We start from the raw sequence: 19,883 nt of genomic DNA, 5'->3' as shown, positions 1-19,883 counted from the left end.
AATGAGATAACTTGCAGAAAAAACCTAAAATTAAGTAATATAAATAAAATTATAAATTGTCACTATGATATTCAATATGAACTATAAATGATATTAATTTAATCACTATATGATAATAGTTGTTTTTTTCAAATATTGATCATGCTTACTTATAACACTGACATCACTTTTTTGCAGGTTTGAATAAACCATTGTCTTGCGACGGGTTCATTGCTTTGCGAAAACCAGTGAATACCGACAAAAAAACCAGCCATTTCAAAGGGAAGCTCGACCACATTGACATTTGCTTGATTTAAATACTGTGCTGCAGCGCGCATTGGTAAAGTTATCACAAGTTCTGTTCGGTCAAGCACCCCTTGTAAAACCCCAAAATGGGGAACCTCAAGGGCAATATTACGTTGATAACCCAAGAGTTTTAAAACATGATCCACTTGTGTATGTCCAGTGCTAGATTTAATCGCAACATGAGATTCGGCCAAATAATCCTGTAGGCTAATCTCGCCCTGAATACGTGGATGATGGCTATTGACCAATGCAACATATCGCTCTTGAAACAGCGTTTCGTACTCTAATTGATGAAATTCCAAATGGGTACTATTAAAAACAGCAGCATCGATAAATCCTTCAACCAGCCATTTTTCAACTTGATCAATTTTAATTTCTTCAATCTCAAGTTTTATCTGGGGTGCATAACATTGTAAATATTCAATCAACACAGGTAACAAGCAAATTTCACCAATATCCGAAAGCCCCAAGCGAAAGACTTTATTGGATGTGGTGGGATTAAAATTTAACGCTTCATCAATCGCAATTTCGACATCACATATAGCCCGTTTAAAAACAGGATATAACTCATGTGCCAGTTTAGTGGGCTCAACACCATATTGGGTGCGTTCAAATAATGGATTGTTCAACTGATGTCTTAAACGATTTAAGTTATAACTAACCGAAGGCTGACTCAGATTCAAAATATCTGCCGCCTTGGTTATATTTTTTGTTTCATAAACGCAAATAAAGACACGTATTAAGGCCAGATCCATTGTTCATTTCCATTATTTTTATCTATTTTAAATCGAAATCAAAAAATCTCTATATGACTTACTCATATGATTGTAGATACAACAAAAGTTGAGCCATTTTATGCTAAAAAAAGAAAGAGAATAAAAAAATAAAGGGAATATGACATTAATATCATATCCCCTTTATCAGGTTTCACGACGCAAACTGTATTTTCATTTGGGCTTTGGCAAAAGCAATATCTTGTTCAATTGGGTGTTGCCATAACCAGTCAAAACGATGAATCAAATGCTGTCCAACCTGCTCAAAGGTTGAATAGTCTGGTGAATACAATTCATAAATTTCACCCGATTCGCGCGAGGTACGTTGTACTTGACAAGCACGAGGCTTACGCAAATCTTCATAAACCTGTGAAAGCTTAGCTAAGTCTTGTGCACTTAGGCTTTTTGCTTCAAATAAAGCTGCCAATATTACTGCATCTTCCAGACCCTGACCTGCGCCCGCACCTTGATGCGGTAACATCGCATGTGCTGCATCACCCATAACAATGACACGTCCAGATACACTTTGATAACTGTCCAATTCGGCCAACTCATGCAAAGCCCAAATACTTGGTTTTTCAATAAGTTTTAGCAATATTTGACAGCTTTCACTCCAATCTGAAAAATCAGCGAGCATGGTGTGCTGATCAACTGACTGCGTCCATGCTGTGCCTTCAGGTAATACATTTTGGCTACGATCAGATTTAAATGCGACAATATTAATTTGTTCACCACGGCGGATGGGAAAAGTCAAAATGTGTTTGTCTTTGCCTAATAACATCTGTGGAACATCTGCTATTTCTAAATCTAAGCCTGCCTGTTCAAGCGCCTGTTTAAAATCCTGATATTGGATGATGCCGCGATAAGCCCATGTGCCTGTAAATTGTGGATGAACCGTTTGTTGGCCCTGACTTTTTAGTACATAACCACGCACCGCTGAATGAATACCATCAGCACCTATAACATAATCAGCATGTGCCGAAGTTCCATCCTGAAAATTTAGAATCACTTCATTCGCTGTTTCCTCAAGAGAAGTCAATTTCTTATTGAAGTGACATTTTTCACGTGGAACCTGTTTTAAAATACTATCTAGAAAATCAGCACGGTGTACAGATGACTGGCCAACTTCGGATGCAACTGAGCTTGATAAATATTCATCCGTATAACCATTTCGCCATTGGAACCAGACATCTTGAAAAGGTTGAGCCACCTGATCTGCAATAGCATGGTATTCAGCAGCCAGATTCAAGCATTCAATTGCTTTGACTGCGTTTGCACCAAAAGAAATACCCGCGCCTATTTCGGAAAATTGCGGAGCAGCTTCATATAAACTCACATCCAGATGTTGATAGCGGAATAAATTTGCTGCAAGTGCCAGACCTGCAATACCACCACCTACAATCGCAACACGAAGTTTTTTGTTCATTTCTCAAATCCTTTGAGTTCTTTCTCTATAAGGACATTGTGCGAGACACGGAGGGAACAAATCCAATTGAAAGTTTTCAAGAGTAGTTATTAAAAATTTAAATAACTGAATTTATCGCCATTAAACGCTGGATTAACACTGGCCAGTATATCCTTCAACCAGATGGAATTTTTACATTAAAATTAGTGCTTTTATACGTTTCAATATAAAATTTTACTTATTTCTCATTTGTTAATTTATGAGCTGATTTATGACTCAACTCAAATTACGTCTTCGCTTTATGGTCGATCAAGACATTGCTTTTGGCCCGGGAAAAGCTGATTTACTGGAAGCCATTCAAGCTACGGGTTCCATCTCTCAAGCTGCCAAAAAAATGAATATGAGCTATCGTCGTGCATGGCAACTGGTGGAAACCATGAACCAACTGTTTACTTCCGCACTGGTAGAAACTCATAAAGGGGGTGAGTCAGGAGGAGGCGCGGTCGTCACGCCTTTTGGCCTTAATATTTTAAAGCAGTTTAGACACATGGAACACAAAGCACTTGCCGCAATTGAAACAGACTTCCAACAGCTTTCTCATGATTTAAAACGTTAATCTGCTAAAACGAGTTACACCTGAGCTAAATAGTCATCGAAAAAATCTGATTGTTTGGTATTTTACGTTTCATTCGCAAGTCGAATGCCATGCAGACGTTGCGTACAAAAGCCTTCCCTTCTTCAGTCACCTTGATACTTTTTTTCCCGACTTCAATCAATTGATCTTGCTGCATTTCTTTAAGCTGCTGCAATACCTGTGGTAACTCATTAAAGTCATGTTTTGGATCTTGCCATGAAGTTTCAAACTGACACATCAGATTTAGAATATGCTGACGAATCATCAGATCTTCCTGAGTCAAAACATGTCCTCGAAAAACTGGAATTTCATTGTTTTCCAAGCGGGCATAATAGTCTTCCAAAACCTTTTCGTTTTGAGCAAAACTGTACCAGCTATCACTAATCGCAGAAACACCCAAACCCACCATGACTTGGGTTTTAGAGGCGGTATATCCCATAAAGTTACGATGCAATTGCCCCTGTAAAAAGGACTGATACATCGGATCAGTTTTTAGGGCAAAATGATCCATACCAATTTCAACATAACCATGATCCAGTAGCTTTTGTTTCCCAGCCTCATAAAGCGTTCTTTTCACTTCGTCTTTTGGCACATCATGATCTTTAAAGCCGCGTTGTCCATTGCCTTTAATCCACGGCACATGCGCATAGCTATAAAAAGCTAAACGATCGGGCAATAACCGGTTGGTTTGGTCAATGGTAAAGAGTACATCTTGCAATTCCTGAAAAGGTAAACCAAACACCAGATCATGGGAGATTGAATCATAGCCAATTTCTCTAGCCCATTCAGTTACACGGGCCACATGTTCAAAAGGTTGAATCCGATGAATCGCCTTTTGGACTTTCAGACTATAATCTTGAACTCCAAAACTGACTCGACGAAAACCCAGATCATACAACGCTTGTAAATGTTGTTGGGTTGTACTATTAGGATGGCCTTCAAAACTAAATTCATGCTGTTCAGCAATACGAGCCTGATCCAGAATCCCCCGAATCAACTGCTGCAAATGCGCGACTGAAAAAAAAGTGGGTGTACCGCCCCCCAAGTGGATTTCCCGAATGATTGGGGTTTCTCCCAATAATTCACAATACAATGACCATTCTTTTAAAACAGCTGCAATATAAGGCGCTTCAACTTCATGTCGTTTGGTCACTTTTTTATGGCAACCGCAAAAGGTACATAAGCTTTCACAAAAAGGTAAGTGAATATATAGACTGATACCTTCATTGAGATTTGATTCAATAAAAGATTGGCGTAGCGACTGTTTCCATGCGTCCAGTGAAAATGTCTCGTCTTGCCAATATGGAACTGTTGGATAACTGGTATAACGTGGGCCAGGAACATTATATTTTTGAATTAATACATTCGACATTTTAACTCACCCAAATACCATTACCTCCTTAGTATAATATAATTAACTCCATATAAAAACCTAAAGAGAAAATCCATAAAAACAAAATATTAAACAAAAACAATTGCTTAAATTTTAAAAATAATTATTCTCATCATTTATTTATCGTTCTGAATTTTATTTTAATCCCGATAAATTTACTTGGTATTTTAATAGTTTTAAATTTTATTAAAATAAAAAAGGCATATTAACCCAAGTTTATATGCCTTTGAATAAAAACATTCAATTAAGAACTTTTAAGCTGTTTGAGTCGTTTCATACGTGGTTTATATAGCACCTGATAAGTGACTGCCAAAATCAATAACCAGAGTGGACTGATATATAAAGCCTTCAACGTATCGGGTTCTAACGCTAAAATCACCAAAGTAAACAGCAGAAAAGCCAACACGACATAGCTCATCCAAATCCCACCCGGCATTTTAAAACTCGACTGGGCATGTAGCTCAGGTCTAAGTTGACGATAACGTAAATAACACACCATGATCAGTCCCCAGACGCTAATAAATAAAATCACACACAAGGAACTGGCCAACGTAAAAGCTTCAATGGTGTTGGGTACAAAATACTGTAATGCTGCACCAGCCATAATAAACAGGCAGGAAAACAGTAAACCATTGGCAGGAACCGCTCGTTTGGATAAACGAGCCAACGCTTGTGGTGCCTGACCACCTCTGGATAAACCAAATAGCATACGACTAGTAGAAAATACCCCACTATTCATAGAAGAAGTGACTGAAGAAAGAACCACTAGATTCATAATAATCGCTGAAGTTGGAATACCCGCATGCAAAAACAATTCAACAAACGGGCTTTTATCCGCACTGATCATATTCCACGGCGTTACTGACATGACCACGAGTAAAGCCAGTACATAAAATAGAATAATTCGAATAGGGATTGCATTAATTGCTTTAGGTAGATTCTTTTTCGGATCTTTGGTTTCTGCTGCTGTAGTACCAATCAATTCAACCCCCACAAACGCAAAGACCGCAATCTGAAAGCCTGCTAAAAAGCCCTCGGCACCTTTGGGAAACATCCCCCCCGAAGACCAAATATTGCTAAAAGATGCCACTGTACCTGCTGGAGCCTGAAAATGGTTAAACACCATAAAACCGCCGATGGCAATTAATCCCAGGATAGCCAAGATTTTGATGAGAGCGAACCAGAATTCAACTTCACCGAATAGACGAACCGTCAGCAGATTCAGTGCCAATACAAACAGAACACAACCTGCACTGATCAGCGCTTGTCCGATAGGCGTAAAAGTCATCCCATCGGGTAGCCAAAAACCCAGATAATTAATAATCGCCGCGAGATCTGCAATACCAACCAACACCCAACCCAGCCAATACGTCCAGCCCAGATAATAACCAGCGCCTGGCCCAATCAGATCATGTGCCATATCTACAAACGATTTATAATGTAGATTAGCAAGCAAAAGCTCGCCCAGAGCTCTCATTAGGAAGAAAAACATAAACCCAATGATCATGTAAATAAACAAAATCGAAGGGCCGGCCAATGAAATGGTTTTACCAGATCCCATAAACAGCCCTGTCCCAATCGCACCGCCAATCGCAATTAGTTGCAAATGGCGATTTGACAGTTTACGTTGCAAGTCATGCGACGAATTTTCGCCTTCAGGATGACGTACTGTTGTCATAATTAAATATCCTTTTTAAATGTCCCTTTGCTTTGATCAATTTTGCGTTACTGACAACTGAAGAAATAACGAAGCAGAAGCCGCAAAACTGTTCGCCTTTTACCATCAAAATCAAAACCAGAAGGAATCCTTTTCCTTGGCAATTCTGGTTTTAAAGTTAAAATCGGTTGGATGAAAATGTATAAAAACTTTATTGTTGTGCTGCAATCACAGCAATCTCAATCAACCATGCAGGATTCACTAAATCTGCCTGAATGGTGGCTCTGGCTGGCGTTGCCAATCCATCTAGCCACTCGATCCAGATGGTATTAACTTTTGAAAAATCGTCTAAATTTTTAATAAAAAGCTGTGCAGACAGCAGACGTGATTTATCACTTTTCGCTTGTGCTAAAAGCTGATCAATCATTGTCAAGATTTCACGAGTCTGACCTTCAATATCAAGCTGTGTATTTTTAGGAACTTGTCCTGATAAATACACCACTTGATTAAAAATGGTGGCAGAACTCATTACAGGAGTTGTGTTGATTCTTTCAATATCAGATGCTGACATGATCATATCCTTCAGTTTCAATAAAAAATGGAACTCGTGCGGTTACACCACACATTAATTCATAACCAATGGTGTCTGACATCGCGGCGACTTCATCAATAGCCAAAATCGCACCTGAACGGGATTTCCCCCAGAGCACCACTTCACTACCTATTTCGACATTTTTAATTTCTGTAATATCAACCGCTAGCATATCCATACTGACACGGCCAATCGTACGTGTTCGGATGCCATTGACCAGTACAGGAGTGCCTGTGGCAGAACTGCGTTGATAGCCGTCAGCATAACCACAAGCCACGATCCCAATTTTCATGGCTTGATCTGCCTGAAAAGTTGAACCATAGCCTACAGTTTGCTTAGGTTGTAAATCTTGAATAGCAATAATCTCACTGCGCAGACTCATACTCGGCTGTAGATTCCAGTCCTGAATACTATGCTTAGGGAAATCAGGTGAACTGCCATAAAGTAAAATGCCGGCACGTACAGTTTTAGAAGTCAGTTGCGTACAATGTCGCAAAATCGCAGCACTATTACATACTGAACGTTCACCTGGTAAATCCCGAACAGTGTCTTCAAAGGTTTTAAGCTGTACATCAATTCCCGCTTGACCGAGACGTTCGCCATCCGCATCGGAAAAATGCATCATATGTGTTAGGCTTTTTACGGCTGTACAGGAATGGAGTGCGCGCCAGACTTCAGGATAATGTTCAGGCTGAAAGCCCAAACGGTTCATCCCACTATTCATTTTCAGAAAAATATCAAACTGGGCAGGTTCAGGATGCTGTAGCAACCAGTTAAGCTGTGCTTCACTATGAATGCTAAAACTAAGCTGGAAAACCGCACAATCAAATAGATCCTGAGCCGAAAATATTCCTTCCAACAGTAAAATCGGCCCTGTCCAACCCAATGCTCGCAAACGTTTAGCTTCGTCTATATCTAATAAAGCAAAACCATCAGCAGTTTTGAGAGATGAATAGACTCGCTCAATCCCATGTCCATAAGCATTGGCTTTGACCACTGCAAAGACATCGTGCTGCGGAGCGTATTTTCGAGCAATTTTCAGATTATGTGCCAAAGCATCTTGATGGATGATGGCACGAATAGGACGTGGCATAGTTCTTCCCTGAACTTAATGGGTTGGTCTTAGGCTGCGTGTGAATAACGCTGTAGTGATAAGCCTTCGGTACTAATTTCAGGTGGATGATTAAGAACAATGTCACTAATCAACTTGCCTGAACCACATGCCATGGTCCACCCTAAAGTTCCATGTCCTGTGTTCAGAAACAGATTACTAAAGCGCGTCGCACCAATGATCGGGGTACTGTCGGGTGTCATTGGACGTAAACCTGTCCAGAATGATGCTTGCGCCATATCTCCACCCGGAAACAGATCTTGTGTCACCATTTCCAGAGTGGCACGACGATCCTGATTTAATCCCAAATTAAAGCCACTTAGTTCAGCCATGCCACCGACACGAATACGTTGATCAAAACGAGTGATAGCAATTTTATAAGTTTCATCAAGTACCGTAGATTGGGGTGCAAACTCAGGCCGTACAATTGGAATCGTCAGTGAATAACCTTTGACTGGATAAACAGGTAAATTTAGATGTAGTGGTTTTAGGAAATCACGCGAATAACTACCAAATGCCAAGATATAGCGATCCGCAGTTAAAACCTGACCATTGACTCGAACGCCTTTAATCTCGTCGCCTTCTACCACCAATGCTTCTACGTTTTGATTAAATTTAAATTCCACACCCAATTCTTGGGCTTTTTGCGCCAGTGCATTGGTAAATAAATAACAATCCCCTGTTTCATCATGAGGTAAATGTAAACCGCCAACCAATTTATCTTTAGCATATTCGAGTGCAGGCTCAACCTTGGCTAAATCATTTTGATAAAGTAGTTCATAGCTTACGCCACACTCTTGTAGTACTTCGATATCACGATGAACTGCTTCAAGCTGCGCTTCGCTACGAAATACCTGTAGGGTGCCTTTGGCACGACTTTCATAACTGATACCCGTGGTTTCACGTAATTCTTTTAAACAGTCGCGACTATACTCAGCGACGCGCATCATGCGCTCTTTATTTTTAGTATAGCTTTCTGGATTACAATTTTTCAGCATTTGTGCCATCCATTGAAGCTGCCACATGCTGCCATCAATATTAATCGCGAGTGGTGCATGATGTTGAAACATCCATTTCACGGCTTTAAATGGAATACCTGGCGCAGCCCAAGGGGTCGAGTAACCTGGTGAAACTTGCCCAGCATTACCAAAACTGGTTTCTTCAGCAGGTCCAGACTGACGATCAAGTACCGTAACTTGTGCTCCCTGTTGTGCAAGGTAGTACGCGCTTGCGACTCCAATCACTCCACTACCTAAAACGATCACGCGCATTTCTATTCCCTCACGCCTACCAGTGAATTTAACTAGTATATTTTTGCTTCAATAGTTTATTTCACTGTTTTAAGCACTATAATCTAGGAAAATCGGCAGTTTTGTCGTGTAGAAATTCTAAAAAAAGGAAAAAATAATGCGGGCACTGGATCGAACTGATCGACAGATTTTGGACATTCTGCAACGCGAAGGGCGTATTGCAATCAGTGAATTAGCTTCTCGCGTTAACTTATCTACGACCCCATGTTCAGAGCGGGTAAAACGTCTGGAACGTGACGGCATCATTATGGGTTACTACGCACGGCTCAATCCTGCATATGTGGATCGTAATTTGTTGGTGTTTCTGGAAATTAAGCTTTCCGCCAAATCAGGCGATGTGTTCGATCAAGTCGCACGTGATCTGATTGAAGTGCCTGAAGTTCTTGAATGTCATTTAATTTCTGGGGAGTTTGATTATCTGGTAAAAGCGCGACTTAAGGAAATGAGTGCCTATCGAAAACTGCTCGGCAATATTTTAAAAAAACTGCCTGCATCTGCTTCATCGCATAGTTATGTGGTGATGGAGGAAATTAAAGAGAGCCTGTATCTGGATCTTGGCCAATGATGTGTTTTATATAGCTACATTCTCATTAAGAGAGAATTTACATATTGTTTCACTGAATTAAGCTTTCTTTAAGTCTCACGTTTTAAATTGAAGACCTCAGAGCTTAAAACTTTTGCCACACTCCCCTGTGTGGTTTTTTTTGGCCAAAAATCAGAAAGGTGCACTTAAAGGACGCCTTTGTAGCCTAAAAAAATCATCGACATCTAAAAAAGACGTAAATTTTACTTCAATCATCTTTACAAAATAAGGTTAAAAATATTTCAGCCTTAAGACTAGAAGAGCATGGCACGATGCAGGTCTTACTGATACATTAGTCAGGTTTGATGTTTGCTTAAATATCATGCACTCGCTTCAACTCCGCGCAGTTTTGGTTCAAACTGTGAAATGAAAGGATTTTTTTGATGTTTCAACATATCCCCCCGTATGCAGGCGATCCAATTTTATCGCTTATGGAACAATTCAATGCCGACCCGCGTGAAGGCAAAGTCAATTTAAGTATTGGTCTTTATTATAATGAAGACAGTATCGTTCCTCAGCTTGATACCATTATTGAAGCACAAAAACGTATTGAACCACTGCAAAGCAAAACCAAGCTGTATTTGCCTATGGAAGGTTTTAAACCTTATCGCGAAGCAATTCAGGCATTATTATTTGGAGCAAATAGCCCAGCCGTGCAAAGTGGTCGTGCAGTGACTATTCAGACTTTAGGTGGTTCAGGCGCACTCAAAGTGGGGGCGGATTTTCTTAAGAACTATTTCCCAAATTCTGAAGTATGGGTCAGTCAACCCACTTGGGATAACCATGTTGCCATTTTTAGTGGGGCTGGTTTTAAAACCCATTTTTATCCGTATTTTGATGCTCAAACTGGCGGCGTAAATTTTGAGGCAATGCTTTCTACCCTCAAACAATTACCCGAACAGAGTATTGTGTTACTACATCCTTGCTGTCATAACCCAACAGGTGCAGATTTAAACCGGGCGCAGTGGGATCAAGTGATTGAAGTGCTTCAAACAGGTCGTTTAATTCCATTCCTTGACATTGCTTATCAGGGCTTTGGTGATGGTATGGAGCAGGATGCTTATGCAATTCGCGCGATGGATCAGGCAGGTCTGAACTTTATCGTCAGCAATTCATTCTCAAAAATTTTCTCGCTTTATGGTGAGCGCGTTGGCGGCCTGACTTTTGTTTGTGATGATGCTGAAGCCGCACAAGCAACTTTTGGACAACTAAAAGCAACTGTTCGTCGTATTTATTCGAGTCCCCCAACTACAGGGGCTTGGCTAGTTGATCAAGTTCTAAATGACACCCAGTTAAATCAACAATGGCAAGACGAAGTAAAGCAAATGCGTGAACGTATTATTAAAATGCGTCAAATCTTGCGGGATGAGTTAAGCAAAGCCTTACCAGAGCGTGACTTTAACTATTTAGTCGAGCAAAAAGGCATGTTTAGTTATACAGGTCTTACAGGTGAACAAGTTGATACGCTACGTGACGACTATGCAATTTATTTGGTACGTAGCGGCCGTATCTGTGTCGCTGGTCTCAACATGAATAATGTTTATGTCGTCGCAAAAGCTGTTGCAGAAGTCTTGGCTAAAGAGCCGATCAGCGCTTAATCCACTGATTAAATTAACACAAAAGCCCGAGATATGAGTATCTCGGGCTTTTTATATCAATACAAGCTTAGCATCCGAAATCAGGATGGGTTAGACGTCCAAAACCTAAATCAAGTTCTGACGACTGATGATCAGGATAATGCTCTGGCCGATTATAATGATCATTAGGCGCAATTTCATTGGAGTTCATTCTGGTAAGTCCGTGCAAGGATCTATCATCAATTCAACAGATGAATTTTTGTGATTTTCCAAAAGCCAAATCAGTATTATCCAATTGATAATATTTAAGTCTTTAATTTAATAAATAATTTTCATAATGCCCTATAAATATAAATTATTTTTAAAGCTTTATATGACTTTTGCCCCAATATTTAAGCTTGGAAGTATGTCCAATTCCAACATTAAAACTATTGGTAGGATCCAGCTTTTGATAAAAATTGGCTAATGCAGGCTTAGCAATATATAAATGTCCTACATTATGTTCGGCGGGATATTCTGCTCGACGTGCATCCAGCAATGTCCACATCTGGTGTTCCATTGCTAAGGGATCAACACCTTTTTTGACAATATAATCCTGATGAAACACATGACAGAAAAAATGCCCATAATATAGTTTATGTAAAATTTTCTGTTCCATGTCAGTAGGAAGTTGCTCGACCCAATCTCGATCGTTACGGCGCAACGCAATATCCAGTGCCACAATATCTTCCACTTCACTACGATGCGTATCGCGATAGCGAATGGCTGCACCCGCTATCGCAAAACGATGTAGAAAAGCTTTGCGACCCTCTTCCTCATCACATAAAAAATAAGCACCGCTAGGATGCACAGCAAAATATTCTTTTAGAAATTGCTCTGTCTGATCTTTACTATTAGTTTCAACTCTTAGAATCAAATGATGTTCATAGTGATCACGAAACTCTGTCATGCGTTTAGGAAGATGGTTTGGCAGGAAAAAAGTCAGGGCTTGTAAAAAGTGATCCGTTAGCCCCTTAATTTTAAATTTTTCTAGAAACCCATCAATTTTATCTTTTAAAGCAAAAGCTTTAGGGACATTTGCTGTGCCAAACTTCTCGATAAATAAGAAAGTATCCTTACCGTATTTTTCACCAATCAGATAAGCATCGCGATGGATATATTCCCCTGCGATCGGTAAACTTGGCAATGCAGTCAATAGATAACGGCGAATTGCAGTGAGATCATTGGCATCATTACTACCAATATAAAACACATCACTCGCCACTTTTTCATAAGTATCCAGACGTACCGCGAACACACACACTTTTCCAGCCGAACCGGATGCTTCAAATAAACGTGAAGGATCGGCATTAAATCGCGCTGGGCTATCCGCATCGACCTGAGTCACATCATGCGCATAACGCTGATCTGAAGCCTGACGGGTGGTATCATCTTGTATATCACTGGCTTGATAGCGTTGTTGTTGTAATCGGCTCAATATTTCTTCAGGGGTTTGCCCCAGATCAATGCCTAAATGATTGATGAGCTGCAATTGACCCTGATCATCCACCTGCGCATAGAGTGCCAGTTCCGTATATGCTGGCCCTCGGCGTACCAATGCACCACCAGAATTATTACAGACCCCACCTAAAACCGATGCCCCAATACAGGAAGAACCAATCACCGAATGCGGCTCACGCTGATAAGGCTTTAAAATTTGCTCTAAACGATCCAGTGTTGCACCAGGTAAGCACACGACTTGCTGACCCTCATGAATCACGTGTATGCCTGTTAAACGACGCGTACTCATGATAATTACTGGACGATCATAGTCCTCGCCATAGGGGGTCGACCCCCCTGTAAGTCCCGTATTGGCTGCCTGCATAATCACGATACAATCTGCGGCAATCACGGCCTGTAGCACCTGCCATTGTTCAAGCAAACTTCCCGGACAGACCACTGCCAACACCTTACCTTCACCAAAACGACGTCCCTGACGATACTGCCGAGTATGTTGATCATCGGTCAGGACGTGGGCTTTACCCACCAGATGTTGCAACTGTGACAACAACACGTTCAGATCAACATGGGTCAGCATGGACATCTCCTTTCAACAGGGTTAGGCTTGAATCAGTTTATTGACTTGTACCAGACAATCCGCGTTAATATCAGCAATACTTTTTGCACCCGTCAACGTCATGGCGACACGCATTTCTTTATCGATTAGATCCAGTAGATTACTCACGCCCTGTCCACCTGCTGCTGCCAATGCATAAATAAAGGCGCGTCCCAACATCACGCTATCTGCACCCAAAGCCAACATACGCACGACATCCAGACCATTACGAATACCTGAATCGGCCAAAATAGTAAGATCGCCTTTAACCGCATCTGCAATCGCAGGTAGCGCCCGCGCCGAGGACATCACACCATCCAGCTGACGACCACCATGATTGGAAACCACAATACCATCTGCACCAAAACGTACCGCATCTTTGGCATCTTCTGGATCTAAAATGCCTTTGATGACCATGGGCCCATCCCAAAACTCACGAATCCATTCCAGATCTTTCCAAGAAATCGATGGATCAAAATTGGCACCCAACCAGCCAATATAATCTTCCAGTCCTGTGGGCTTACCTAAATATTTGGAAATATTTCCCAGATCATGCGGACGCCCTAATAAACCAACATCCCATGCCCACTGAGGATGCGTCACCGCCTGCAAATAACGGCGCATCGCAGCATTAGGCCCACTCATACCCGAATGTGCATCGCGATAACGTGCACCCGGTACAGGCATATCTACGGTAAATACCAATGTAGAACAACCCGCCGCTTTAGCGCGTTCGAGTGCATTTCGCATAAAACCACGATCACGCAATACATACAACTGGAACCACATTGGACGTCCAATCGCAGGTGTTACCTCTTCAATCGGGCACACGGAAACCGTAGATAGCGTAAATGGAATGCCCTTTTTATCTGCTGCAACCGCAGCCTGTACTTCACCGCGACGCGCATACATACCCGTTAAACCAACAGGAGATAATGCCACAGGCATAGACAGGGTTTCATCAAACAGTTTAGTTTCCAGACTCAAACTAGACATGTCATTTAATACACGTTGTCTTAATGCAATTTCGGACAAATCTTCAACATTACGTTTCAGGGTATATTCTGCGTATGCACCACCATCAATATAGTGAAATAAAAAAGGCGGCAAACGACGACGCGCTGCTTCACGATAATCATTTGAAGAAGAAATAATCATGTTGGATCAATCCTGGTTAAACGTGTCGCACGTTTCTGGCGAGCTTCATCTTCATCCAGAGAACGTACATGATCGATGACAAATTCAATATGGCCACATACTGCATCACGTGCAGCTTGGGCATCTTTACGGTCAATCGCATCCATTACTTGAAAATGCTGATCACTAAGCAGATCAGCACTCACTGGATGCTCATACACTTTTTTACGTCCCAAAAAGACGTTGTATTGCAATAAATCAAATAAACTGCGCATCATTTGGATCAGCACTACATTATGTGATGCTTCAGCAATCGCCAGATGAAAATTGGCATCTGCAACTGCCGCCGCTGCAGAATCACCTCGTGCCTGATGATGTGCAATTTCATCAAAATATTGATGGATCTTGGCACGATCGGCTTCCGTTGAACGCAGGGCAGCATACCAAGCGGTACCCCCTTCGAGTACCAAACGTGACTCTTGCACATCAAATCGATAATGCGGGTCGTCCTGCATCAAATGGCTAATCGGTTCAACTATTAATTGCTGTGGCCATGTTTCAGGGAGTTGCTGAATATAAGTGCCATCACCACGGCGACTGGACAAAACACCCAGACTGTTAAGTTGCTGAATAGCTTCGCGTAATGATGGACGCGAAATCCCCAAACTGGTCGCTAGTTGACGCTCGGCAGGCAGACGATCTCCTTGTTTGAGATTACGCTGCTCAATAAGCGCCTGTAACTTATGTACCACCTGATCAGAGACTCGCATCATTTTTCCTTCAATTTCGCTTAAGGAATCATCCACGGCACGATATATGCCTGTAACGTCACGATGATTCCCACAAAGATGGTAAATATGATGCTATGTTTTACAGTAAAACGGAACAAATCTGATTCTTTACCGACTAAACCTACTGCCGCACATGCAATCGCAATCGATTGAGGAGAAATCATTTTACCTGTCACACCGCCACTGGTATTGGCTGCAACCAATAACACTTCTGGAATCCCAATTTGTTGGGCCGTCGTTGCCTGTAATGCAGAAAATAGCGCATTGGATGACGTATCCGATCCCGTCAGGAACACTCCCAACCATCCCAGAAATGGCGAGAAGAAAGTAAATGCATGACCCGTGTGTGACAATGCCAGAGCTAAAGTTGCAGATAAACCTGAATAATTGGCAATAAAGGCAAATGCCAATACCATACCAATTGAATAAATCGGAACTTTCAGCTCATTTAAAGTTTCACCAAAGGTACATACCGCTTGTTTCGCACTCATCTTTAAGAAAATGACAGTGATAATTGCTGCAATAAAAATCGCGGTTCCGGTTGCTGAAAACCAGTCAAACTTATAAATTGCATCATACGGCGTATTTTCAGACACGATTGGTGGCATTTTTTCAACCAGTCGATGTAAAGCAGGCACTTCAATTTTAAAAATCCAGTGTTCCAGTGCTCCGCCTTTGGCAAATAAATCTTTAAAAGGTTTAATGCTCCATAACGTTACCATCGCAGTCAAAATTGCAAACGGTGACCATGCTTTAGCAATTTGTCCAAGAGAATATTGAGTGACGGAAGTTGTTTCTCGGTCTAACTTTTCTGCTTCTGCGAAACGGAAAATATGCTTCGGCTGCCAGACTTTAAATAACAACGTCAAACTGACTAATGAGGCAATTGCCGCGGTAATATCCGGCAGCTCTGGTCCAATAAAGTTAGAAGTCAGATATTGAGCAATGGCAAAAGAACCTCCACCCACGATCACCGCAGGCCAAGTTTCTTTCACACCGCGCCAACCATCCATAATCGCCATGATCCAGAACAATACGATGATCACCAGAAATGGTAACTGGCGACCAACCATTTGACTGATTTCCATGGTATCGACGCCAGAAACCTGTCCTGCTACGATAATGGGAATACCCATCGCACCAAACGCTACGGGTGCAGTATTCACAATTAAACAAAGACCCGCAGCATATAAAGGTTTAAAACCAAGGCCCATGAGCAAAGCCGCAGTAATCGCCACAGGCGCACCAAAACCTGCCGCACCCTCCAAAAAAGTACCAAACGCAAAACCAACCAACAGCATTTGTAAGCGCTGATCTTCAGTGATCGAAAGAATACTGGAACGGATAATGTCAAACTGACCCGTCTTAACCGAAATTTTATACAGGAATACCGCACCCAGAATAATCCAGGCAATCGGCCATAAGCCATAGAAAAAGCCATAGATAAGTGAAGCGAAGGCCATAGCCGCAGGCATTTGATAGAAGAACAGTGCGATGCCCAACGCAATAATAACCGTTAATGTTGCAGCAATACTGCCCTTTAAACGAAAAACAGCTAATGCCAAAAAGAAAAAGATAATTGGGATCAAGGCAATAAGACTAGAAAGCCAAATATTACCAAATGGATCATAAACTTGCTGCCAAACATTGAGCATTGTCATCTCCTTGAAATGCTGCCAGATATTTGCTTGATATGAATCATCACGATTCAGTATTTATTATAAAATTGGTATTACCAATTTTAATTTAAGACAAAAATCCAATAGAACTTTGTGAATAATCGCATCATAAATAGTCTAAATCAGCATTTCAAGGCAAAATAAGAATATTATTGGTATGACCAATAATAAAATATGATGAAATCTAATGCTTAGATGGGATAACATACTTTAATCTACGACTAAAGTTTTAGTCTATTTATGACTTTTAATGATCAATAAATTTTAAGAAAGTGGCGTTTGGAACAAAAGGCTGTTTTATTTTGTGGGCAGATTTCGTATAAAACCACACTCTAGCAAGTCTCAATCCGCCTTTTAGATGAAGTCATCGATACAAGGATTGACGAATAATTAAGATCGGTAGATTCTTGGTATAAGAAGTCAGCCAATCGGTTTGGTGAAAAGGAAAAATAGGTGTTCGATTTAGATAGCCGTTTACTAAATATTTTTTATCATATTTATAAATCCAAAAGCGTCTCAGCTGCGGCGGATGTAATTGGTGTAAGTCAGCCTACGATTAGTAATGGTTTGGTTAAAATTCGCCAGCATTTTGATGATCCATTATTCTTACGGGTAGGCAATGAAATGATTCCAACGGAATTATCTAAACAGCTTTTTCCATTAGTCAGTGAAGTCATCAATAAAGTCGAGAGTATTAATAATTTTAGTTTAAATTTTGAACCGTCTAAATCAGATCTGATACTGACATTGGCCATGACAGATGTATCCCATCTGGTACTTTTACCTAAAATTTCTAATTTCTTAGCACAAAGTGCCCCACAAATTCGTATTAATGTCCGTCCCATTAGTCTAGAAACCAGTTATCAAATGGCCAACGGCGAAATCGATATGGCCATTGGCTTTCTACCACAGCTTGAAGATGGATTTTATCAACAAAAATTATTTTCACAGCGTTATGTGGTGATTTCACGTAAAGATCATCCACGTATTAATGCTGAAAACTTTACAATCGACGATTATATGCGTGAATTGCACATCGATATTGATACGGGTGTAGGACATTACCAAATCGAAAATGCCTTACAAAACAGCGGTGTGAAGCGTGATATTCTTATTCGCTTACCAAGTTATCTCGGCGTCGGTTTAATGGTGCAGGAAACGGATGCCATCGCCACCGTCCCTTACTACTTAAGTAAAGTGCTACTGTCGCGTGACAATTTACAAATTCTAGATGCGCCTGTCGATTTTCCAACCTATAGCATCAAACAGCATTGGCATATGTGTTGTCATCATAAAACCAGCCATCAGTGGTTCCGTAAATCGTGCTACGAAATTTTTAAAAATATGTCCTAATCTCCGATCATTTCAGAATCGTTGTTCTTGATCGCATTTCAGTGGATTGATGTAAGCGTCCTACTTTTTGACTCGGATTTTAAACACAGTTCTGTATAATAATCTCACAAACTTTTTACGCTAATTATTCTACAAATGACCACATTGACTTGTTTTAAAGCCTATGACATCCGAGGCAAACTCGAAACTGAACTGAATGAAGAAATTGCTTATGCCATTGGCCGTGCATATGGACAAATCTATCAACCTAAAACCGTAGTGGTCGGTTGCGATATTCGCTTAAGCAGCGAAGGCTTAAAACAAGCCACAATCCGCGGTTTAAATGATGCAGGCGTGAATGTTCTTGATTTGGGCATGACAGGGACAGAAGAAGTGTATTTTGCGGCTTTTCATCTGGATGTACAAGGTGGTATTGAAGTCACAGCGAGTCATAACCCGATGGACTATAACGGCATGAAATTGGTGCGTGAAAATGCCCGTCCGATTAGTGCTGATACAGGTTTAAAAGAGATTCAGGCTTTGGCTGAATCACAACAGTTCAATGAAGTTGAAAATAAGGGCACAACAAGTCGTTATAATATCCTGCCTGAGTTTGTCGATCACCTGATGAGCTATATTGATCCTGCTAAAATCAAGCCGCTTAAACTGGTGGTAAATGCAGGTAATGGTGCAGCGGGTCATGTCATTGATGCGATTGAAGATCAGTTTAAAACTTTCAATGTACCTGTTGAATTTATCAAAATTCATCATGAAGCCGATGGGAATTTCCCAAATGGGATTCCTAACCCAATTTTAATTGAAAACCGTGATAGTACCCGTGATGCCGTTCTTCAACATGGTGCGGATCTTGGAATCGCGTGGGATGGTGATTTTGACCGTTGCTTTTTATTTGATGAAAAAGGCCAATTTATCGAAGGCTACTATATTGTTGGACTCTTGGCACAAGCCTTTTTAATCAAACAATCTGGTGAAAAAATTGTGCACGATCCACGTTTAGTTTGGAATACCTTGGATATTGTCGAAAAATATCAGGGCGAAGCCGTACAATCCAAATCAGGTCATGCCTTTATTAAAGATGTGATGCGCGAACACAATGCCGTATATGGCGGTGAAATGAGCGCCCATCACTACTTCCGTGATTTCGCTTATTGTGACAGCGGTATGATTCCATGGCTACTCACCATTGCGCTACTTTCTGAAACAGGCCAATCTCTTTCAACCTTAGTTGAAAATATGATTGCGAAGTTTCCCTGTAGTGGTGAGATTAACTTTAAAGTGACAGACACTCAAAGCACAATTCAAACGTTATTTGACCACTATGCAATGCAAAATCCTGAAATTGACCGTACCGATGGTGTAAGTCTGGATTTTGGTATTTGGCGCTTCAATGTACGCGCTTCCAATACTGAGCCTTTACTCCGTTTAAATATTGAAAGTCGTGGTGATCAAGCGCGTCCGATGCAAGAATATGTAAATGAATTAACAGCGTTGATTCAGGCTTAAAATTA

At 40.9% G+C, this 19,883-nt stretch carries 17 protein-coding genes; 5 read left to right on the top strand and 12 right to left on the bottom strand.

The features are described from left to right. Positions 1–149: 149 nt before the first annotated feature. Together IAE20_RS12685 and salA are read right to left on the bottom strand one after the other, a co-directional pair. Positions 150–1,040 (bottom strand): LysR family transcriptional regulator, encoded by an 891-nt coding sequence (locus IAE20_RS12685; RefSeq protein WP_200482409.1) that lies wholly within the window; start codon positions 1,038–1,040, stop codon positions 150–152. A 172-nt stretch (positions 1,041–1,212) separates the two neighbouring features. Continuing rightward, a complete protein-coding gene (salA, locus tag IAE20_RS12680) occupies positions 1,213–2,484 on the bottom strand; it encodes a salicylate 1-monooxygenase (RefSeq protein WP_200482410.1) in 1,272 nt (423 codons plus the stop codon). Between the two features lie 250 nt (positions 2,485–2,734). Here salA and IAE20_RS12675 point away from each other — a divergent pair, with 250 nt between their 5' ends. Beyond that, the gene (locus IAE20_RS12675; protein ID WP_200461092.1) at positions 2,735–3,079 is read left to right on the top strand and encodes a winged helix-turn-helix domain-containing protein; all 345 of its coding nucleotides are present in this window, start codon (positions 2,735–2,737) and stop codon (positions 3,077–3,079) included. A 25-nt stretch (positions 3,080–3,104) separates the two neighbouring features. Here IAE20_RS12675 and hemN read toward each other — a convergent pair whose 3' ends face one another. From hemN to IAE20_RS12650, 5 genes are all read right to left on the bottom strand, one after another. Next, positions 3,105–4,469 carry an oxygen-independent coproporphyrinogen III oxidase gene (hemN, locus tag IAE20_RS12670; RefSeq protein WP_200482411.1) on the bottom strand — a complete coding sequence of 455 codons (1,365 nt, stop codon included), beginning with the start codon at positions 4,467–4,469 and terminating at the stop codon, positions 3,105–3,107. Between the two features lie 265 nt (positions 4,470–4,734). Continuing rightward, positions 4,735–6,168 carry an amino acid permease gene (locus tag IAE20_RS12665; RefSeq protein ID WP_200482412.1) on the bottom strand — a complete coding sequence of 478 codons (1,434 nt, stop codon included), beginning with the start codon at positions 6,166–6,168 and terminating at the stop codon, positions 4,735–4,737. Between the two features lie 190 nt (positions 6,169–6,358). Further along, positions 6,359–6,718, bottom strand: a complete 360-nt coding sequence (locus tag IAE20_RS12660; protein WP_200461095.1) for a RidA family protein — start codon at positions 6,716–6,718, stop codon at positions 6,359–6,361. Continuing rightward, positions 6,705–7,832: an alanine racemase gene (gene alr / locus IAE20_RS12655; RefSeq protein WP_200482413.1), complete on the bottom strand. Its 1,128-nt coding sequence runs from the start codon at positions 7,830–7,832 to the stop codon at positions 6,705–6,707. Before alr ends, IAE20_RS12660 begins: the two co-directional genes overlap by 14 nt. Positions 7,833–7,861: 29 nt before the next feature. Next, positions 7,862–9,121 (bottom strand): D-amino acid dehydrogenase, encoded by a 1,260-nt coding sequence (locus tag IAE20_RS12650; RefSeq protein WP_200482414.1) that lies wholly within the window; start codon positions 9,119–9,121, stop codon positions 7,862–7,864. A gap of 136 nt (positions 9,122–9,257) precedes the next feature. Here IAE20_RS12650 and IAE20_RS12645 point away from each other — a divergent pair, with 136 nt between their 5' ends. Together IAE20_RS12645 and IAE20_RS12640 are read left to right on the top strand one after the other, a co-directional pair. Continuing rightward, the gene (locus IAE20_RS12645; protein ID WP_200482415.1) at positions 9,258–9,725 is read left to right on the top strand and encodes an Lrp/AsnC ligand binding domain-containing protein; all 468 of its coding nucleotides are present in this window, start codon (positions 9,258–9,260) and stop codon (positions 9,723–9,725) included. A gap of 401 nt (positions 9,726–10,126) precedes the next feature. Beyond that, positions 10,127–11,341, top strand: a complete 1,215-nt coding sequence (locus IAE20_RS12640; RefSeq protein ID WP_200482416.1) for an aromatic amino acid transaminase — start codon at positions 10,127–10,129, stop codon at positions 11,339–11,341. Between the two features lie 67 nt (positions 11,342–11,408). On the opposite strand, the gene IAE20_RS16875 is transcribed toward IAE20_RS12640, so the two are convergent. From IAE20_RS16875 to lldP, 5 genes are all read right to left on the bottom strand, one after another. Then, positions 11,409–11,531: a hypothetical protein gene (locus IAE20_RS16875; RefSeq protein WP_265092588.1), complete on the bottom strand. Its 123-nt coding sequence runs from the start codon at positions 11,529–11,531 to the stop codon at positions 11,409–11,411. A 150-nt stretch (positions 11,532–11,681) separates the two neighbouring features. Then, entirely contained in the window at positions 11,682–13,397 is a 1,716-nt protein-coding gene (gene dld, locus IAE20_RS12635) for a D-lactate dehydrogenase (protein ID WP_200482417.1), read from the bottom strand. 21 nt (positions 13,398–13,418) lie between these two features. Next, entirely contained in the window at positions 13,419–14,573 is a 1,155-nt protein-coding gene (gene lldD, locus IAE20_RS12630) for an FMN-dependent L-lactate dehydrogenase LldD (RefSeq protein ID WP_200482418.1), read from the bottom strand. Further along, positions 14,570–15,322 carry a transcriptional regulator LldR gene (lldR, locus tag IAE20_RS12625; RefSeq protein ID WP_200482444.1) on the bottom strand — a complete coding sequence of 251 codons (753 nt, stop codon included), beginning with the start codon at positions 15,320–15,322 and terminating at the stop codon, positions 14,570–14,572. Before lldR ends, lldD begins: the two co-directional genes overlap by 4 nt. 20 nt (positions 15,323–15,342) lie before the next feature. Continuing rightward, entirely contained in the window at positions 15,343–17,004 is a 1,662-nt protein-coding gene (gene lldP / locus IAE20_RS12620) for an L-lactate permease (protein WP_200461102.1), read from the bottom strand. Positions 17,005–17,475: 471 nt separating this feature from the next. Here lldP and IAE20_RS12615 point away from each other — a divergent pair, with 471 nt between their 5' ends. Then, positions 17,476–18,375: a LysR family transcriptional regulator gene (locus IAE20_RS12615; protein WP_320159398.1), complete on the top strand. Its 900-nt coding sequence runs from the start codon at positions 17,476–17,478 to the stop codon at positions 18,373–18,375. Between the two features lie 135 nt (positions 18,376–18,510). After that, positions 18,511–19,878, top strand: a complete 1,368-nt coding sequence (locus IAE20_RS12610; RefSeq protein ID WP_200461103.1) for a phosphomannomutase CpsG — start codon at positions 18,511–18,513, stop codon at positions 19,876–19,878. Positions 19,879–19,883: the final 5 nt, after the last annotated feature.

This window comes from Acinetobacter sp. S54 (assembly GCF_016624945.1).
GTDB lineage: Bacteria > Pseudomonadota > Gammaproteobacteria > Pseudomonadales > Moraxellaceae > Acinetobacter.
This window is presented reverse-complemented; position numbering and strand designations above follow the sequence as displayed.